Origin of the sequence: Streptomyces viridosporus (genome assembly GCF_002078235.1) — a bacterium.
GTDB classification, from domain to species: domain Bacteria; phylum Actinomycetota; class Actinomycetes; order Streptomycetales; family Streptomycetaceae; genus Streptomyces; species Streptomyces viridosporus.
In genome coordinates this window covers 1-16677 of the sequence record NZ_MSGP01000197.1, presented here as the reverse complement: position 1 = coordinate 16677, position 16677 = coordinate 1, and the positions used below count along the sequence as shown (strand labels likewise).

The window sequence follows — 16677 nt, the reverse complement described above, 5'->3', positions numbered from 1 at the left end:
GAACGCAGAGAACGCAGAGAACGCAGAGAACAACGGCGGCGACGGCCGCGACGGTGCCTCCCCCCTCGATGTCGAGATCGGTGCCCTGAACGGTGGCTCCGCCGGGCTCGCGCAGTACGCGGGACGGGCCGTGCTCGTCGTGAACGTGGCCTCCAAGTGCGGGCTGACCCCGCAGTACGCCGGGCTGGAGCGGCTGCACGAGCGGTACGCGGAGCGCGGCTTCACGGTGCTGGGCGTGCCCTGCAACCAGTTCCTCGGGCAGGAGCCGGGCAGCGCGGAGGAGATCGCCGAGTTCTGTTCGGCGACGTACGGCGTGACCTTCCCGATGACCGAGAAGGTCGAGGTGAACGGGGAGGGCAGGCACGCCCTGTACCAGCGGCTGGTCGGCTTCGCCGACGCCGAGGGGCACGACGGGGACGTCCGCTGGAACTTCGAGAAGTTCCTGATCGGGCGGGACGGCGAGGTCGTCGCCCGCTTCTCGCCGCAGACCGAGCCGGAGTCGGCCGAGGTCGTGGCGGCGGTGGAGAAGGCGCTCGGCTGACGTCCGGCACCCCGTTGACCTTGCCCCTGGGACAGGGCCGAGCCTCGGTGTCGCCGGGTGGAAGGGCCGCCCGGCGACGGAGGATGACGGGGTGGACGAGGAACTGCTCGGGATCGGCGCGTTCGCGGCGCGGGCGCGGCTGTCGGCCAAGGCCCTGCGGCTGTACGACCGTCTGGGGCTGCTGGCCCCGGCGCGGGTCGACGGGGGAACCGGTTACCGGTTCTACCGGGCCGGTCAGGTCGGGCGGGCCCGGACGATCGCGCTGTTGCGGCAGTTGGACATGCCGCTGGCGGTGATCGCCGAGGTCGTCGACGCGGACGACGGTGCGACGGCGGCCGACCGGCTCGACGCCTACTGGGCGAACGTCGAGGCGCGGATCGCCGGGCAGCGGACCCTCGCCGAGTACCTCCGTGGACGGTTGTCGGGGAGGAGCTCCGAGATGTACGGGAAGTTCGTGGTCGAGACGGTGGACGTGCCCGGGCAGGTGTTGATCACCGAGACGCGGCACACGCTGGTGGACGAGTTGCCAGCGTGGATCGGGGCCTCGCTGGGGCGGCTGGAGGAGGCGGCCCGGGAGTGCGGGGGCATGACCGGGGCGCCGTTCGTGGTGTACCACTCCGAGGTGTCGATGGAGAGCGACGGCCCCGCCGAGGCGTGCGTCCCGGTCGCCGACGAGGCGGCGGCGCGGGAGTGGGCCGCGCGGCGGGGCCGGTCCTGGGAGACGGCGGTACGGGTGGAGCCGGCCCGACGGCTGGCCCGCACCCGGATCACCAAGGCGCAGGTGGCGCATCCGCAGATCATGGCCGCCTTCGAAGCGGTGGAGCAGTGGATGGCCGCCGAAGGGCTGGCGCAGGCGGGCCCCTGCCGGGAGGTGTACTTCGCGGACTGGGACGCCGCCGGGGCCGAGGACCCGGTGTGCGACGTGGCCTTCCCGGTGAGCTGAGCGGCAGGAGGCCGGGCCACGCACCGGGGCCCTCTCGGCTAGGACGGCGAGCTGGTCGAGAGGGCCCTTTCGGCGGTACTGGTACCCGTGGTGCGTGTGCCGACGGCGTCCGTGCCGACGGCACCGGTGCCCGGGGCGTCCGTGCCGGTGGCTCCGGCACCAGTGGTCCGTGGGGCGGTCGCCGGTCCGATCAGTCCTTCACCGAGGCCACGAAGGCGCTCCACGCGTCCGCGGGAAAGGCCAGCTTCGGACCCTCGGGGACCTTGGTGTCCCCGAGTTCCAGCGCTTCCCGGTGGGTCGACCTGACCATCACGCACGCGCCGTTGTTGTTGGTGTAGGAGGATGTCGTCCACGTTTCCGTGGCACCCAGACGAATTGCCATGTTCGCTCCGTAGCCAGTTGCTGAGTTGCTGTCCCGGGCTGCGCATTCCGGCATGGACCCGCAGAACGGATTGCGCCACCCCACACTGGTGGGTGGCGTGATCGACGCTACTCGCCAACATCCTCTTCCGAAGCGGCCATTCACTCGACCGGATGGCATATTCCGGACGAGTCTTCCCGACGGTCATGCCAGAGGTGTAGGGTTCGCCTCCGCATGACGACGGATCAGCGTGCGTAGTCCTTCGCGATGCGCTCGACGAGCTGACGGGACTGGTCCACGTTCAGGGACTGGGCCCGCAGGTGCTCGTACATCACGGTGTACTTCTGCACGTCGTGCGGCTTCTCCAGGTACAGGTCACTGGTCACGCCCTCGATGTACACGACGCTCGAGTCGGCCGCGTCGGCGAACTCCAGGATCGAGTACTGGCCGTTGATACCGGCGTGCGCGCCCACCTCGAACGGCAGCACCTGCACGGTGATGTGCGGAAGCTGGGACAACTCCATGACGTGCTCGAGCTGTTCGCGCATCACCTGCCGGCTCCCGACGACCCGCCGCAGCGACGCCTCGTCCAGCACCACCCACAGCCGCAGCGGGTCCTTCTCGGCGGTGATGCGGCTCTGCCTGCGCAGACGGACCTCGACCCGCTTGTCGTTCTCCTGCTCGGACGACTCCGGCGAACCGCCCTGGACGATCGCCTCGGCGTACGCGCGGGTCTGCAACAGGCCGGTGATGATCTGGGGTTCGTAGACCCTGAGCGACTCCGCGTCCGTCTCCAGGCCGATGTAGACGCTGTACGGGATGTCGCCGAAGGCGTGCCACCAGCCCTGCTGGCGCGAGTCCTTGGCCATCTGCATCAGCGAGTCGACGATGCGCTGGTCCTCCACCTCGTAGACCCCGCACAGGTCGCGGACGTCGCGCTGGCTGATGCTGCGCCGGCCGTTCTCCAGCCGGCTGATCTTCGACTGCGACACCAGCAGCCGTTCCGCCACTTCCTCGGCGGTCATGCCCTTGAGCTCGCGGAGCCTGCGCAGCTCCTGGCCCAGCCGGCGCCGCCTGACGGTGGGATTGACATTGGATGCCACGGGACGTGCACCTCCGGCTGCATGCCTCATACTTGCCACTTTGCGTATCTGCTGTCGAGCAGATTGCCACCAAGGTGCTTCCTACCGCTGGGAAACGGTGGATATACGGCGGGTGCGCGCCGGTTCGCGCAACGGTGACGGCACGGACGCCGGTTCCGGGCACGCCGAGCGGGGCGGAGGAGGTCCCGTGTACTCCCTCCGCCCCGCTCGGACAGCGGCTCCCGTGACCGGTTCTGCGGTGTCGTGCCGTGCGTCCGCGGTGTGTCGTGGGCCCCTCGGGGACGTGCGGTTCAGTGGGCCACGACACGCGCCATGGATCCGCGGTGCGGTTGCGACGGAACGCCTCGGGCCGGTTCCGTCGCGCCCCGGCCCCCGGCGGGGGCCTGACGGCCGGCCGCGGCGGGGCTGCGGCGCGGCTGGGCCGCCACGCCGTTCTGAACGTCCATCACGGCGTGCGCCACGAGGCCGCCCATCGGGTCGTGCCGGATCAGGTCCCGCAACCGGGAACGCGAGGAGCGTCCCTCGTTCCCCGGGTACAGGTGCTTGCCGAGGCCGACCGCGTGCGCCAGTGCGGCGAGCGCCGCGGTCCGCGGGTCCGGCGGAACGCCGGTGCGGATCGCGGAGTCCAGCCGGGCCCTGATCTCCCGGCTGATCTCGGTGTCCGTCGCCTGGTAGCGAGTCGTCGGCAAGACCCCGCACATCTGTCCCGCCACGGCGTGCACCATGCCGCAGCGCTCCAGATGCGAGAGGTAGGTCTGGCGGAGCCCGAGACGCGGCCCGCCGATCCAGTGGACGGCCCGTACCGGAGCGCCGCGCCTTCGCAGCAACTCCAACGCGCAGTCCAATGTCGGATCTCCAGTCGGCCGTGGCACCACCACGGCGATACGATCCCCGTCTGGGGCTATCCGTCCGGCCAGCGCCAGCTCCACTAGCTGTGCTCCGGCCAGACCGAGGTCGAGCGACTGCGGCTGTGCGGTGGTACCCGTGGTCGGGTCCAACGCCAGCAGCAGAAGCTCCTCCGGAAGTGTTCTGCGGCTCCTGCCCATCCATGCCTCCCCGCGTGGATGAATGACAGGGTGACCCCTCTCACATTGGTCTGTCGAGGGTGCGTGACCGGTTCGTAAGGGAACCGGTAGGTATGTCGTTCTCGTCTAGCACGTGGGATCGGCCCGCAACACAGGACACTGGTACAGGGTTCGGACAGCGCGCGGAGCGTTGTCGCGGGCGATGGTTCACGGTTGGGTTGGCGCACGCGGGGCGTGCGGCACATGCGAGGAGGCATCGGTGGCGGGCGAGTCCCCCGACAGGTCGAAGCAGCGCGAGTCGTCGGCAGAACCGACGTCGGGGAGCGCGGGTCCGGTTCCCGAGGCGAGGAACTCCGCCGAGGAGCGGGACCCCCGGTTGGCGGTGGCCCGCGAGGCCGCGTCTTCCGAGAACCGCGGGAACGGCGACACGGCCACCCGGGTGCTGTCGGTGCGTGAGGCGACGGAGGACGCGGCGGCCGACGACGCGTCCGCCGGGAGCCGTGACGATTCTGCTGCGGAGGGCGCCGGCCGGATGAGCGAGGCGGTGGCCTCGTGGGTGCGCCCGGCGGAGCCCGGTGAGGGCACCGCCGGTGCGGCGGAGTCCGAGGACGGGGCCGAGGACGCCCCGGCCGACGGCGGGAAGGCCACCGCCGAGGACGGCGCCGACGCCGGTGCGGAGACCGGGAGCGACGCGGGAGACGCCTCCGAGCGGGCGACCGCCCCTGCCGGAGGCCCGAAGGCCGGCGACGAGGGCGAGAACAAGAACGAGGGCGAGAAGGACGAGAACGAGGGCACGGACGCCGACGAGGGTGCGTCCGACCCGTCCGGGTCCGAGGCGGACGGGCCGTCCCGGGGCGGCACCGCCGACGGGGGCGACGCGGGGCCCGGGGAGGCCGTACGGGAAGCCCCGGAGGCCGGTCCGGCCCCGGACGTGATCGGTGGGGCCGAGGACGCCGCGGACGCCGCGGACGACGCGTCCCACGACGAGGACGGCGACGAGCCCCGGGACGGCGGCGCCCCCGAGGCGACGGGTGACGCGGACGACGCCCCCGAGGCGGGTTCGTCCGAGGACGACGACGCGTCCCCGGACGCGGACCCGCCCGCGAGCTCCCCGAAGACCGCTCCCGCCGACCGGACCGCCGACGGCGGCTCGGCCTCCGACGACGCCGACGATTCCGACGCCGACGCCGACGACGCGGACCCGTCCACCGACTCCCGTGAGGCCGGTGCCGGGGCCGCCCCCGAGGCCGGCGGCCCGAAGGCCGACGACGACGAACCCGCCGACACCGGCACCGGGGACGCAGCCGACACCGAGGCCGGGTCCCGGACCAAGGCCAAGGGCCCCGTCGATCAGCCCACCGCCGTCTTCAGGACCAGGCGTCCCTCCGCGTCCCCCGTCGACCAGCCCACCACCATGCTCAAGTTGGGCGGCGCGGGCGCCAAGGCCAAGTCCGGCAGCGCGTCCGAGTCCACGTCCGAGCCCGAGACCGAGCCCGAGACCGCGGCCGAGCGGACCAGCAAGTTCGTCGCGCTGAAGGAGTTCGACGACCCCGGCACCCGCAAGCCGCCGCGTGGCGAGGACGCCACCACCGCGCTGCGCACCGCGCCGCCGGCCGCGCGTCCCCCCGCACCCGCCGGCGCGACCGCCGCCCCCGCCCCGCAGGTCGAGCCCGAGCGGACGACGCAGCAGCCGCTGCCGCCCAAGCCGCCGCTGGACCTGCTGGCCGAGCTGACCAACACCCCGCCGCCGCCGGAGACCCCGCTGCGGACGGCCGTGCGGCGGGTCAAGATCTGGACCCCGCTGGTCCTGCTGCTGGTGATCGTCTTCGCGGTCGTGCAGAACGTCCGCCCGCTGCCGGCGCCCACGCTCGAGCTCACCGCCCAGGACAGCTACACCTTCGAGGGCGACAAGGTCGACATCCCGTGGCCGGCGGCCGGGCAGGCCGCGCTCGACGTCCAGGGCATCGGCACGTTCGGCTCCTCCGGCGAGCAGAAGCCCGTGCCGATCGCCAGTGTCGCCAAGGTCATGACCGCGTACCTGGTCCTGCGCGACCACCCGCTCAAGAGCGGCGCCGAGGGTCCGATGATCAAGATCGACGAGCTCGCCGAGAAGCAGTCCGACGCCGGTCAGGAGTCGACCGTCAACGTCACCGCGGGCGACGAGATCTCCCAGCGGGAGGCGATCGAGGCCGTCCTGATCGCGTCCGCGAACAACGTGGCGCGGCTGCTCGCCCGTTGGGACGCGGGGTCCGAGGAGGCGTTCGTCGAGAAGATGAACGAGGCCGCGAAGGACCTCGGCATGACCGACACGACGTACACCGACCCCTCGGGGCTGAACAACACCACCGTGAGCACGGCCGTGGACCAGGTGAAGCTGGCCAAGGCCGCGATGCAGCAGCCCGCGTTCCGCGAGGTCGCCGCGATGATGTCGTACGACGACTACAAGGGCAAGAACTGGCCCAACTGGAACCAGCTGGTCGGCAGCAACGGCGTCGTCGGCATCAAGACCGGCACCACCACCTCCGCGCTCGGCAACCTCGTGTTCGCCGCGAAGAAGGAGGTCGACGGCGAGACCCGGCTCATCATCGGCGCCGTGGTCCGCCAGCCCGCGGGCGGCAAGGACAACACCATCCTGTCCGCCGCCCTCACCTCGAGCGACCTGCTGATCCGGGCCGCGCAGGGCGCGTTGGAGTCGGCGACGATCCTGAAGAAGGGCACCGTGGTCGGGTACGTGGACGACGGTCTCGGCGGCCGCACCCCCGTCGCCGTCACCGAGGACGTCGAGGCCGTCGGCTGGGCGGGGCTGTCGGTGAAGCTGACGTTCGCCGCGGACGACGACCTGCCGCACCAGGCGGAGGCCGGCACCAAGGTGGGCACGCTCACCGTGGGCGACGGCACGAGCAGCGCCGTCAAGGTGCCGGTCGCCCTCCAGGAGGATCTGGTGGAACCCGGCTTCACGGACAAGCTGACGCGCGTCTCCTGATCCGGTACGCGCGTGCGCGGCGCGCACGCGCGCACCCCGTCGGCCGCCCCCGTCCGGGCGACGGCCGACGGGGTGCGTGCTAGCGTCACGAAACGGGCAGGCCGCCGGTCACCGGAACGCGGCCGCGCACAGGAGACGGGACACGGGGAGTGCCTTCAGGTGGCCACTGCGGAGCCGACACGCGCCGACGACGCCGATCCGGGCCGGGGCACCGGCTCGGGAACCGGACCGCGAATACGCGTGCCCGACGCGCAGCGTCCGGAGAACCCCACGATGCGTCCGGAGGGACCCACGGTGCGTCCGGAGAACCCCGCGGTGCGTCCGGAGGCCCCCGCGGCACGTCCGGAGGGCCCCACGGTCCCCGCCCCTGACGGCACCGGCGGCGCCCCCCGCACCTCCCGTGCCGGGGCCGCCGTCCTCGCCGTGCGCGCCCGTGTGCTGCGGCACCCCGTCCTGTCCGTCACCGCTCTCGCCGGTCTCCTGCACGTCGTCTGGTTCTTCACGTTCGCCAACAGCGGCGGCGACCTGGCGGCGCAGGACGCGTGGGCCGAGTTCGTCGGTCGGCACCCCGACTCCGCGTACAACCTGGCCTGGTACGGCGGTATGCACCCGGTGTCGTACAGCGTGGTGTCCCCGTACCTGATGTCGCTCCTCGGGGTGCGGACGACGATGATGATCGCGGGGACGGTGTCGGCGGGGCTGCTGACGCTGGTCCTCATGCGCAGCCGTGGTGTGCGCAATCCCCTGTGGGCGGCGCTCGCGGGCGTGTTCGCGCTGCTGTGCAACGCGGCCTCGGGGCGGGTGACGTTCGGGCTGGGCACCATGTTCGCGCTCGGCGCGGTCGCGGTCGTCTTCTGCTGGCCGCACCGGTGGCGCTACAAACGCTGGGCGAAGGCCCTGTGCGCGGCCCCGCTGGCGGCCCTGGCCACGATGGCCTCGCCGGTCGCGGGGCTGTTCGTGGGTCTGGTGGCGGTGGCGCTGTTCTTCCAGAAGCGCCTGCCCGGGGCGTGGGCGCTCGGGCTGGCGCCGAGTGCGGTGGTGGCGGTGTCGGCCTGGCTGTTCCCGTTCTCGGGGACGCAGCCGATGGGCTTCGGCTCGGTGGTCCTGCCGCTGCTGTACTCGGTCCTGGTGGTCGTCCTGGTGCCCCGGGAGTGGAAGACCGTCCGCATCACGTCCGCGGTGTACGGGCTCGGGGTGGTGCTGGTCTGGCTGATCAGCTCGCAGATCGGCTCGAACATCACGCGGCTGTCGATGCTGTTCGCGGGCGTGGCGCTGGTGGCCGCGCTGCCGTTCGCGGCGCCGAGGTCCCGCAAGTGGTACGCGATCGTGGTCGCCTCCGTCTTCTTCACCGGCTGGATCGGCTTCAAGTCGGTCGACGACATCGTGCACACCACCCCGCGGGCGTCCTGGGCGCGTGAGCTGGCGCCGCTGGTGAACGAGCTCCAGGAGGTCGGCGCCGAGCGGGGCCGGGTGGAGGTCGTCCCGGCCCGCTCGCACCGCGAGGCCTCCGCCCTCGCCCCGTACGTCAACCTGGCCCGCGGCTGGAACCGGCAGGCCGACATGAAGCGCAACCCGCTCTTCTACGACGACACGCTCAACTCGGCGAACTACCACGAGTGGCTGAAGCGCTGGGGCGTGCACTTCGTGGTGCTGCCGAAGGACGAGCCGGACGGTGACGGCGGCCAGCGGGAGCGGGAGCTGGTGCAGCGCGGGCTGCCGTACCTGAAGCAGATCTGGGGCGACGCCAACTGGCAGCTGTTCGAGGTGAGCGACCCGACCCCGCTGGCCGAGCCGGACACGGTGGTGGAGCGGGCCGAGCAGGGCGGGATGACGCTGCGCGTGGAGAAGGCGGGCCGCGTCCTCGTCCGCATCCCGTACTCGCCGTGGCTGAGCATCGTCGACGCCGAGGGCGACAAGCTGGATCCGCCGCAGGAGACGGAGGAGTCGAAGAACCGTCCCGAGGGTGAGCCGAAGACCTACGAGAACGTCCACGGCTGCCTGAGGGAGACGGAGGAGGACGCGAACGGCGACCGGTGGACGATGCTGCTCGCCCCGAAGGCGGGCACGTACCGGCTGGAGGCGCCGTACCAGTGGTCGCGGGGCACGCCCTGCCCGGACGAACTGCGCTGAGACGGCCCGCCCGACCGGCCCCTGACGACCGGCCCCTGAACGCCCTTCCCCGCCGGTTCGCGGTGCGGATTCCGCGGCACCCTTCGCGTTCACACACATGAACCAAGGTCACCTAGTCGAACATTTTTGCTTCCTCTTGACCTGACACTTTCTTGTCGCGCCCACGCCACCCCACCCACGATGAGCGGGCACTTCGCGGCCCTTCTCGCCCCTACCCCACTCAGGCGAAGTGCCAACCGGGTGAGTGGAGTTCACAAGGCGGACCCCGAAAGGGGGGACATGAACAGTCTCGACTGGGCGGTGCTCATCGGCTACTTCGCCGTGATGATCGCCATCGGCATCTGGTCCCACAAGCGGGTGGACAACGTCAGCGACTTCTTCACGGCCGGCGGCAGGATGCCGTGGTGGCTCTCCGGCATCTCCCACCACATGTCGGGCTACAGCGCGGTGATGTTCACCGGGTACGCGGGCATCGCCTACACCTACGGCGTGACGTCCTTCGTCACCTGGTCCTTCCCCATCGCCCTGGGCATCGCCATCGGGTCGAAGCTGTTCGCCCCCCGGATCAACCGGTTGCGCTCACGGCTCCACGTGGCGTCCCCGCTGGAGTACCTGAAGAACCGCTACGACCTGAAGACCCAGCAGGCGCTGGCCTGGTCCGGCATGCTGCTGAAGATCGTGGACGTGGGCGCGAAGTGGGCGGCGATCGCCACCCTGCTGTCGGTGTTCACCGGCGTCTCGCTCAACCAGGGCATCCTCATCACCGGTGCGGTCACGGCGGTCTACTGCACCATCGGCGGCCTGTGGGCGGACGCGCTGACCGAACTCGGCCAGTTCGTCATCCAGTTGCTGGCCGGGCTCGCGATGCTCTTCGCCGTCCTCGCCGAACTCGGCGACCACGGCGGCTTCTTCGGCGTCTGGGACGAGCCCGAACTCCAGGGCCACGGGGAGCCGCTGGTCGGCCCGTACGGCACGGTCTTCCTGCTGGCGTTCCTCTTCATCAAGCTGTTCGAGTACAACGGCGGCATGCTCAACCAGGCCCAGCGCTACATGGCCACCCCCACCCCCCGGGAGGCCGAGCGTTCGGCACGGCTCTCCGCGGTGCTGTGGCTGGTCTGGCCGCTGGTGCTGTTCTTCCCGATGTGGATGTCACCGCTGCTGGTGGACTCCCGGAAGGCGGACGGCTCCGACTCCTACGCCCTGATGACCGAACAGCTGTTGCCGCACGGCCTGCTGGGCCTGGTCATCGTCGGCTTCTTCTCCCACACGATGGCCATGTGCTCCTCGGACGCCAACGCCATCGCGGCCGTCTTCACCCGCGACGTGGCACCGGTGCTGTCGGCCAGGGCGCGGCTGTGGGGCGAGCGTTCGGGCCTGATCGCGGCGCGGGTGACGACGGTGGTCTTCCTCGGCCTGTCCATGGCGGTGGCGACCCAGGTCGACTCGCCGACCTTCAAGGACATCATCACGGTCGTCATCAAGTGGGTGGCCGGACTGATGGGCCCGATCGCCATCCCGATGATGCTGGGCCTGCTGCGGCCGTTCCGCCGCTCCGGTCCGACGGCCGCGCTCACCAGCTGGGCGACCGGCCTGCTGGCCTTCTGGCTGGTGAACTACCCGATCCACTGGTCCGTCGACGGCGGCGTACCGCTGGAGTACCAGGTCTCGATCCCGCTGGCCGTCTCCCTGGTCCTGTACGTCCTCATCGGCTACGCGAAGCCGGAGGACACCCCGGAGCGGCTGGCGCTCATCGAGCGCATCAACACCGACGGCGACGGCTCGGCCGCGGCGGCGGTGCCGTCGGGGGACGGGGCCCCCGCGCCGGTGAAGGACTGACACACGCCCCCTGGGGTCTCACGCGCCCCGCAGGATCTCAGGCACCCCGCGGGGTCTCACGCGCCCCGCGGGTACCGCGCCAGCCACGCGGGGGACGAGCCGCCGGGCCCGTGCAGGGCGGGGCCCTGGGTCATCTCCATGGCGAAGTCGTCGGCGAGCTCCAGGATCGTGGGACGGCCCTCCAGTTCGACCAGCCAGGCCGGCGGGAGGGCCGTCTCGCCGTGCAGGGCGCCGAGCAGACCGCCGGTGAGGGTGCCGGTCGCGGCCGAGGGCCCGTCGTGGTTGACCGACAGCCGCAGCCCGTGCCGTACGTCCTCGCCCACCAGGGCGCAGTACACGGCGGCGGCCACGGCGCCCTCGGCGGTCGCGGCGCCGACCAGCCGGGTCACCCGCTCCGGCGTGGGCACGCCCTGCCGCACGGCCCCCAGCGCCTGCTGCAGGGCTTCGGACACCGGCTCGTGACCGGGCCGCGCGGCCAGCAGCGCGAGCGCCTGCCGCACCGCCGCGTCCAGGTGCTCGCCCCGGGCCAGCGCGTGCACGATCACGGCGTACGCGCCCGCCGCGAGGCAGGCGGTCGGACGCCCGTGGGTCTGTGCCGCGCACTCCACCGCGAGCTGGGCGACGAGCTGCGGCTCCCAGCCGACGAGCAGGCCGAACGGCGCGGAACGGGCGGCGGCCTCCGGTCCGGCCTCGGCGGGGTTCTTGGGCGCCGCCGGCGTCCCCATCGTCTCGTCGCCGAGCCCGATCAGCAGCGCGCGGGCCGGGTCGCGGCGGGCGTACAGCCACTCCTCGCGGGCCAGCCAGCCGTCCTCCTCGCGGCGCTCGTCCGGGCCCCAGTCGCGCTGGGTGGTGGCCCAGCGCAGATACGCCCGGTGCAGGTCGGTGGGCGGGTGCCAGACGCCGGTGTCGCGCCGCACCTGGGCGCGGATCAGGCCGTCCACGGAGAAGAGGGTGAGCTGGGTGTGGTGGGTGACGGCACCGCGCCGGCCGTAGGCGGGGGCGAGGTCGGCGATGCCCCCGGCGCCGTGCGCCCGGCGGATCGCGTCGAGGTCCAGCCCGTCCACGGGCGCGCCGAGGGCGTCCCCGACGGCCGCCCCGAGCAGCGTCCCGCGCACCCGGCTGCGGAAGTCCTGCTGCTCACGGCGCCCCCACACGGGCCCGGCAGTCGCCCCCACCCAGACCTCCCAGGCACCGTCCGTACGTGCGACGCCCAGCACTGTAATCGAACCGGGAGGTCCGGTTCAGGAGCAGAGAGGTATGGGAGAAGTGACCGAAGTGGTCGGGTCCGGCCACAAGTGGTCACCCGGATCGGCGTCGGACGCCTGCTCCGGGCCACCGTGCCGGCCGCCTGTTCCGACCCGCCCTGCCTGCCGTCCGGCGGGCGTCCGGCGGACGCGTGGCGGACGGGCGGCCCCGGACCCGCGCGGCTACTCCACGACCCGGACCGTCGTCCCCGCCGTGCCGAAGGCCCACAGGGCCTCTCCGTCGGCCTTGGCGACGCGGATGCCGCCGGTCCGGGCGCCCGAGGCGGCGGGCGGGGGCGAGGAGCCGTCCACGGCGTTGGAGAAGGCGACGGAGACGCCGGACTTCGCGGTGAAGTAGAGGATGTGCTCGATCTCCACGCCGTCGCTCCCGGTCGTGGCCTCGGTGCGGGTGCCGATCGTGTAGGAGCCGGGGTCCGGGGGGACCGTCCCCGGCCACACCGTGAAGGAGCGGCGGGCGGCGTCGCTGGCGTCGACCAGCCACACCCGCTGCTGGCCGAGGGAGTAGACGATCCGGCGGCCCGTCCCGGAGCCGTCCGGCACCGCCACCGGCTTCTTCTCCGCCTCCGGTTCCGCCGACGGCTTCGCGGACGCCTTCGCGTCCGCCGTCGCCGACGCGCTCGGCCGGCTCGTGGCGGCGGTGGGCTTCGCCCCCTGGTCGGCCTGCACCGCCAGGACGGCCACCACGGCTATCGCCCCCGTGGTCAGCCCGGTCACCCAGGCCCACGAAGGAAGACGGGCTGGCACCGGTACGCATCTCCTCGGTCGGACGGAGTTCCGATCCCCGACATCAGGGGTCGGATCATCCTACTGCCAGCCCGTGCCCTGCCTCGTCCCCGCCGTCCCCGCGCTTCCTGTCGTTCCTGCCGTCCCCGCCGTCCCCGCCGTACCCACCGTTCCCGTCCAGCACCGGCAGCAGCTCCGGCAGGTGCCCGTCCGAGGCCTCGGCCGCGCGTCGGCGTTCCTCCGGGACCTCCCCGTACAGGGTGGTGCGGGGCTTCGCCGGGCGGCCGGCGGCCTCCGCGACCGCGATCAGGTCCTTGACCGACTTGTAGGAGCCGTAGGAGGAGCCCGCCATGCGGGAGATGGTCTCCTCCATGAGGGTGCCGCCGAGGTCGTTCGCGCCCGAGCGGAGCATCTGAGCCGCCCCCTCCGCGCCCAGCTTGACCCAGCTCGTCTGGATGTGGGGGATGTGCGGGTGGAGCAGGAGGCGGGCCATCGCCGTGACCGCGCGGTTGTCGCGGACCGTCGGGCCGGGACGGGCGATGCCGGCCAGGTAGACCGGGGCGTTGGTGTGCACGAAGGGGAGCGTCACGAACTCCGTGAAGCCCCCGGTCCGCTGCTGGATCCCCGCCAGGGTGCGCAGGTGCCCGAGCCAGTGGCGGGGCTGGTCGACGTGGCCGTACATCATCGTCGAGCTCGACCGGATGCCCAGCTCGTGGGCCGTCTCGACGACCTCGATCCAGGTCGCCGCCGGCAGCTTGCCCTTGGTCAGGATCCAGCGGACCTCGTCGTCGAGGATCTCCGCCGCCGTGCCCGGGATGGTGTCCAGGCCCGCCTCCTTCGCCGCCGTCAGCCACTCGCGGATCGACAGGCCGGTGCGGGCCGCGCCGTTCACCACCTCCATCGGGGAGAAGGCGTGCACGTGCATGCCGGGGACGCGCTCCTTGACCGCCCGCGCGATGTCGAAGTACGCGGTGCCGGGCAGGTCGGGGTGGATGCCGCCCTGCATGCAGACCTCCACCGCGCCCACGTCCCAGGCCTGTTGCGCCCGGTCGGCCACCTGCTCCAGCGAGAGCGTGTACGCGTCGGCGTCGGTGCGGCGCTGGGCGAAGGCGCAGAAGCGGCAGCCGGTGTAGCAGACGTTGGTGAAGTTGATGTTGCGGGTGACGATGTAGGTGACGTCGTCGCCCACCGCCGACTTGCGCACGTCGTCCGCCACCCCGCACAGCGCGTCCAGCGCCGGGCCGTCCGCGTGCAGCAGGGCGAGGGCCTCGGCGTCGGTCAGCCGCGTCGGGTCGTCGGCCGCCGTGCGCAGGGCGGCGCGCACATCGGTGTCGATGCGCTGCGGCGCCATCCCGGGGACGGCGGCCTCGCGCAGGGCCTCCCAGTCGCCGTAGACCTCGTCGAAGTCGTCGCGGCGGTCGGCGGTGCGGCCCTCGGTGTCGATGGTGCGGTGCAGGTCGGTGCGGCCGCTCGCGGTGAACGCCTCGTCCGGCTCCTGCCAGGGGCGGCCCTCGACCACCGCGTCCGGGCGGGCCAGGCCCGTGGCCGGGTCGGCGAGCGCGGCCACGTGCGGGCGCAGCCGCGGGTCCAGCCAGGGCTCGCCGCGGGTGACGAACTCCGGGTAGACGCAGAGGCGTTCGCGCAGCTCGAAGCCGGCTGCCCGGGACTTCTCGGCCAGTTCGTCGATCTGCGGCCAGGGCCGCTCGGGGTTGACGTGGTCGATGGTGAGCGGGGAGATGCCGCCCCAGTCGTCGATGCCCGCCGCGATCAGCCGCCCGTACTCGGAGTCGACCAGGTTCGGCGGGGCCTGGAGACAGGCGGACGGGCCCAGCACGTGCCGGGCGACGGCGACCGTGGCGACCAGCTCGTCGAGTTCCGCGTCCGGCATGCCGCGCATCGCGGTGTCCGGCTTGGCGCGGAAGTTCTGGACGATCAGCTCCTGCAGGCCGTGGTGGGCGCGGGAGATCCGGCGCAGGGCGAAGAGGGACTCGGCGCGCTCCTCGTAGGTCTCGCCGATGCCGATGAGGATGCCGGAGGTGAAGGGGACGGAGGAGCGGCCCGCGTCCTCCAGCACGCGCAGCCGCACGGCCGGCTCCTTGTCCGGGGAGCCGTGGTGCGGGCCGCCCGGCTCGGACCACAGGCGGGTCGCGGTGGTCTCCAGCATCATGCCCATGGAGGGCGCGACCGGCTTCAGGCGCTGGAAGTCGGTCCAGGTCAGCACGCCCGGGTTGAGGTGGGGCAGCAGGCCCGTCTCCTCCAGGATGCGGATGGAGATCGCGCGGACGTAGGCGATCGTGTCGTCGTAGCCGTGCGCGTCGAGCCATTCGCGCGCCTCGGGCCAGCGGTCCTCGGGCTTGTCGCCGAGGGTGATGAGGGCTTCCTTGCAGCCGGCGGCGGCGCCCCTGCGGGCGATGTCCAGCACCTCGTCCGGCGACATGAACATCCCGTGCCCGGCGCGGCGCAGCTTGCCGGGCACGGTGACGAACGTGCAGTAGTGGCACTTGTCCCGGCACAGCCGGGTCAGCGGGACGAAGACGCTCTTCGAGTACGTGATGACACCGGGACGGCCCGCCGCCTCGAGCCCCGCGTCCCGGACCCGGGCGGCCGAGGCGGACAGGTCCGTCAGGTGCTCGCCGCGCGCCTGGAGCAGGACCGCCGCCTCGGAGACGTCCAGGGAGACGCCGTCCCGGGCGCGTTTGAGGGCGCGACGCAGGGAGTTCTCGGTGGGGCCGGTTCCGGAGGCCGCGGAGGTCGTCATCCTTTGAGCATACGTTCGGGGTGATCAGGGCAAAGGGCGGCCGGGCGGGTAACCGGGCCGGGCGCCCGGCGGGTGGTCACCGGGCGTCGACGAACGGCTGGTACGCGTCCAGCGCCCGCAGCACCTCCGCCTCCCCCGCCGACGGCAGCTGCACCACGGTCTCCTCGATGCCGAGTTCGGCGAAGTGGGCGAGCTTGCCCGGGGTGGGGAGGACGGCGTACGGCACGACCTGGAGCGCGGCCGGGTCGCGGCCCGCGTCGGCCCAGGCGGAGCGCAGCGCGGGCAGCGACTCGGACAGGCCGCGCCCGCCGATGGGCAGCCAGCCGTCGGCGTACTCGCAGAGGTGCGCGAACAGCCTCGGCCCGGCCGCCCCGCCGATCAGCGTGCGCGGGCCGACGATCGGACCGCGCGGCTTCTGCACCGGCTTGGGGTACGCGACGCTGGCCCGGACGCTGCCGAACTCGCCCTCGTACGCGGTCGGTTCCTCCGCCCACAGCGCCCGCATCAGTCCCATCCGGTCCCGGACCAGCTCGCGCCGGGTGCGCCACTGCACTCCGTGGTCGGCGGCCTCCTCGACGTTCCAGCCGAAGCCGAGCCCGAGCGTGAACCGGCCGCCGGAGAGGTGGTCCAGGGTGGCGATCTGCTTGGCCAGGTCGATCGGGTCGTGCTGCGCGGCGAGCGTGATGCCGGTGGCGACCCCGAGCCGCTCGGTGACGGCGGCGGCCTGCCCGAGCGCGACGAAGGGGTCCAGGGTGCGGCCGTACTCGCGGGGCAGTTCACCGCCCGCCGGGTACGGGGTGGTCCGCTCGACGGGGATGTGCGTGTGCTCGGGCAGGTACAGCCCGGCGAACCCGCGCTGCTCCAGCTCCCGGGCGAGCCGGACGGGGGTGATCGTCTCGTCGGTGAGGAAGATCGTGACGGCGATGCGCATGGGCGGCCTTTCGTACGCGGACGACGGACCCATCAATACCGCCGCCCGCCCCATCTGTCCATACCGACCGGTCGGCAT

11 protein-coding genes and 1 pseudogene are annotated in these 16677 nt (G+C 72.6%); 5 read left to right on the top strand and 7 right to left on the bottom strand.

Annotated elements, in window-relative coordinates:
• Positions 1 to 76 precede the first annotated feature (76 nt).
• Both B7L92_RS14570 and B7L92_RS14565 read left to right on the top strand, forming a co-directional pair.
• Positions 77 to 541: a glutathione peroxidase gene (locus B7L92_RS14570; RefSeq protein WP_051044527.1), complete on the top strand. Its 465-nt coding sequence runs from the start codon at positions 77 to 79 to the stop codon at positions 539 to 541.
• 91 nt (positions 542 to 632) lie between these two features.
• Positions 633 to 1484, top strand: coding sequence for a MerR family transcriptional regulator (locus tag B7L92_RS14565; RefSeq protein WP_081237886.1), 852 nt, complete (start codon positions 633 to 635; stop codon positions 1482 to 1484).
• Between the two features lie 190 nt (positions 1485 to 1674).
• Here the strand turns inward: B7L92_RS14565 and B7L92_RS14560 are convergent, their stop codons facing one another.
• The 3 genes from B7L92_RS14560 to B7L92_RS14550 all read right to left on the bottom strand — a co-directional run bounded on the left by B7L92_RS14560 (position 1675) and on the right by B7L92_RS14550 (position 3994).
• Positions 1675 to 1866 (bottom strand): DUF397 domain-containing protein, encoded by a 192-nt coding sequence (locus tag B7L92_RS14560; RefSeq protein WP_004986745.1) that lies wholly within the window; start codon positions 1864 to 1866, stop codon positions 1675 to 1677.
• A gap of 224 nt (positions 1867 to 2090) precedes the next feature.
• Positions 2091 to 2948: a helix-turn-helix domain-containing protein gene (locus tag B7L92_RS14555; RefSeq protein WP_004986744.1), complete on the bottom strand. Its 858-nt coding sequence runs from the start codon at positions 2946 to 2948 to the stop codon at positions 2091 to 2093.
• A 290-nt stretch (positions 2949 to 3238) separates the two neighbouring features.
• Complete coding sequence (locus tag B7L92_RS14550) at positions 3239 to 3994, bottom strand: GOLPH3/VPS74 family protein (protein ID WP_081237884.1); 756 nt, start codon at positions 3992 to 3994, stop codon at positions 3239 to 3241.
• Between the two features lie 361 nt (positions 3995 to 4355).
• On the opposite strand from B7L92_RS14550, the gene B7L92_RS14545 reads away from it, so the two are divergent.
• The 3 genes from B7L92_RS14545 (at position 4356) to B7L92_RS14535 (ending at position 10922) form a co-directional block, all read left to right on the top strand.
• Positions 4356 to 6956, top strand: coding sequence for a serine hydrolase (locus B7L92_RS14545; protein WP_081237890.1), 2601 nt, complete (start codon positions 4356 to 4358; stop codon positions 6954 to 6956).
• Between the two features lie 159 nt (positions 6957 to 7115).
• Positions 7116 to 9086: a DUF8823 domain-containing protein gene (locus tag B7L92_RS14540; protein WP_081237882.1), complete on the top strand. Its 1971-nt coding sequence runs from the start codon at positions 7116 to 7118 to the stop codon at positions 9084 to 9086.
• Positions 9087 to 9365: 279 nt separating this feature from the next.
• The gene (locus B7L92_RS14535) at positions 9366 to 10922 is read left to right on the top strand and encodes a sodium:solute symporter family protein (protein ID WP_081237881.1); all 1557 of its coding nucleotides are present in this window, start codon (positions 9366 to 9368) and stop codon (positions 10920 to 10922) included.
• 56 nt (positions 10923 to 10978) lie between these two features.
• Here B7L92_RS14535 and B7L92_RS14530 read toward each other — a convergent pair whose 3' ends face one another.
• The 4 genes and pseudogenes from B7L92_RS14530 to B7L92_RS14515 form a co-directional block, all read right to left on the bottom strand.
• Positions 10979 to 12097: an ADP-ribosylglycohydrolase family protein gene (locus B7L92_RS14530; RefSeq protein ID WP_081237888.1), complete on the bottom strand. Its 1119-nt coding sequence runs from the start codon at positions 12095 to 12097 to the stop codon at positions 10979 to 10981.
• A 252-nt stretch (positions 12098 to 12349) separates the two neighbouring features.
• Positions 12350 to 12931, bottom strand: a complete 582-nt coding sequence (locus B7L92_RS14525) for a hypothetical protein (protein WP_081237879.1) — start codon at positions 12929 to 12931, stop codon at positions 12350 to 12352.
• A gap of 154 nt (positions 12932 to 13085) precedes the next feature.
• A pseudogene (locus B7L92_RS14520) lies at positions 13086 to 15668 on the bottom strand (bifunctional FO biosynthesis protein CofGH); the annotation flags it as partial.
• Positions 15669 to 15744: 76 nt separating this feature from the next.
• Positions 15745 to 16599 carry an LLM class F420-dependent oxidoreductase gene (locus B7L92_RS14515; protein ID WP_081237878.1) on the bottom strand — a complete coding sequence of 285 codons (855 nt, stop codon included), beginning with the start codon at positions 16597 to 16599 and terminating at the stop codon, positions 15745 to 15747.
• Positions 16600 to 16677: the final 78 nt, after the last annotated feature.

Excerpts from the sequence above, each read along its gene's own strand:
- B7L92_RS14560 (WP_004986745.1), bottom strand. The coding sequence starts at position 1,866 with ATGGCAATTCGTCTGGGTGCCACGGAAACGTGGACGACATCCTCCTAC.
- B7L92_RS14550 (WP_081237884.1), bottom strand. The coding sequence starts at position 3,994 with ATGGGCAGGAGCCGCAGAACACTTCCGGAGGAGCTTCTGCTGCTGGCG.
- B7L92_RS14535 (WP_081237881.1), top strand. The coding sequence starts at position 9,366 with ATGAACAGTCTCGACTGGGCGGTGCTCATCGGCTACTTCGCCGTGATG.
- B7L92_RS14515 (WP_081237878.1), bottom strand. The coding sequence starts at position 16,599 with ATGCGCATCGCCGTCACGATCTTCCTCACCGACGAGACGATCACCCCC.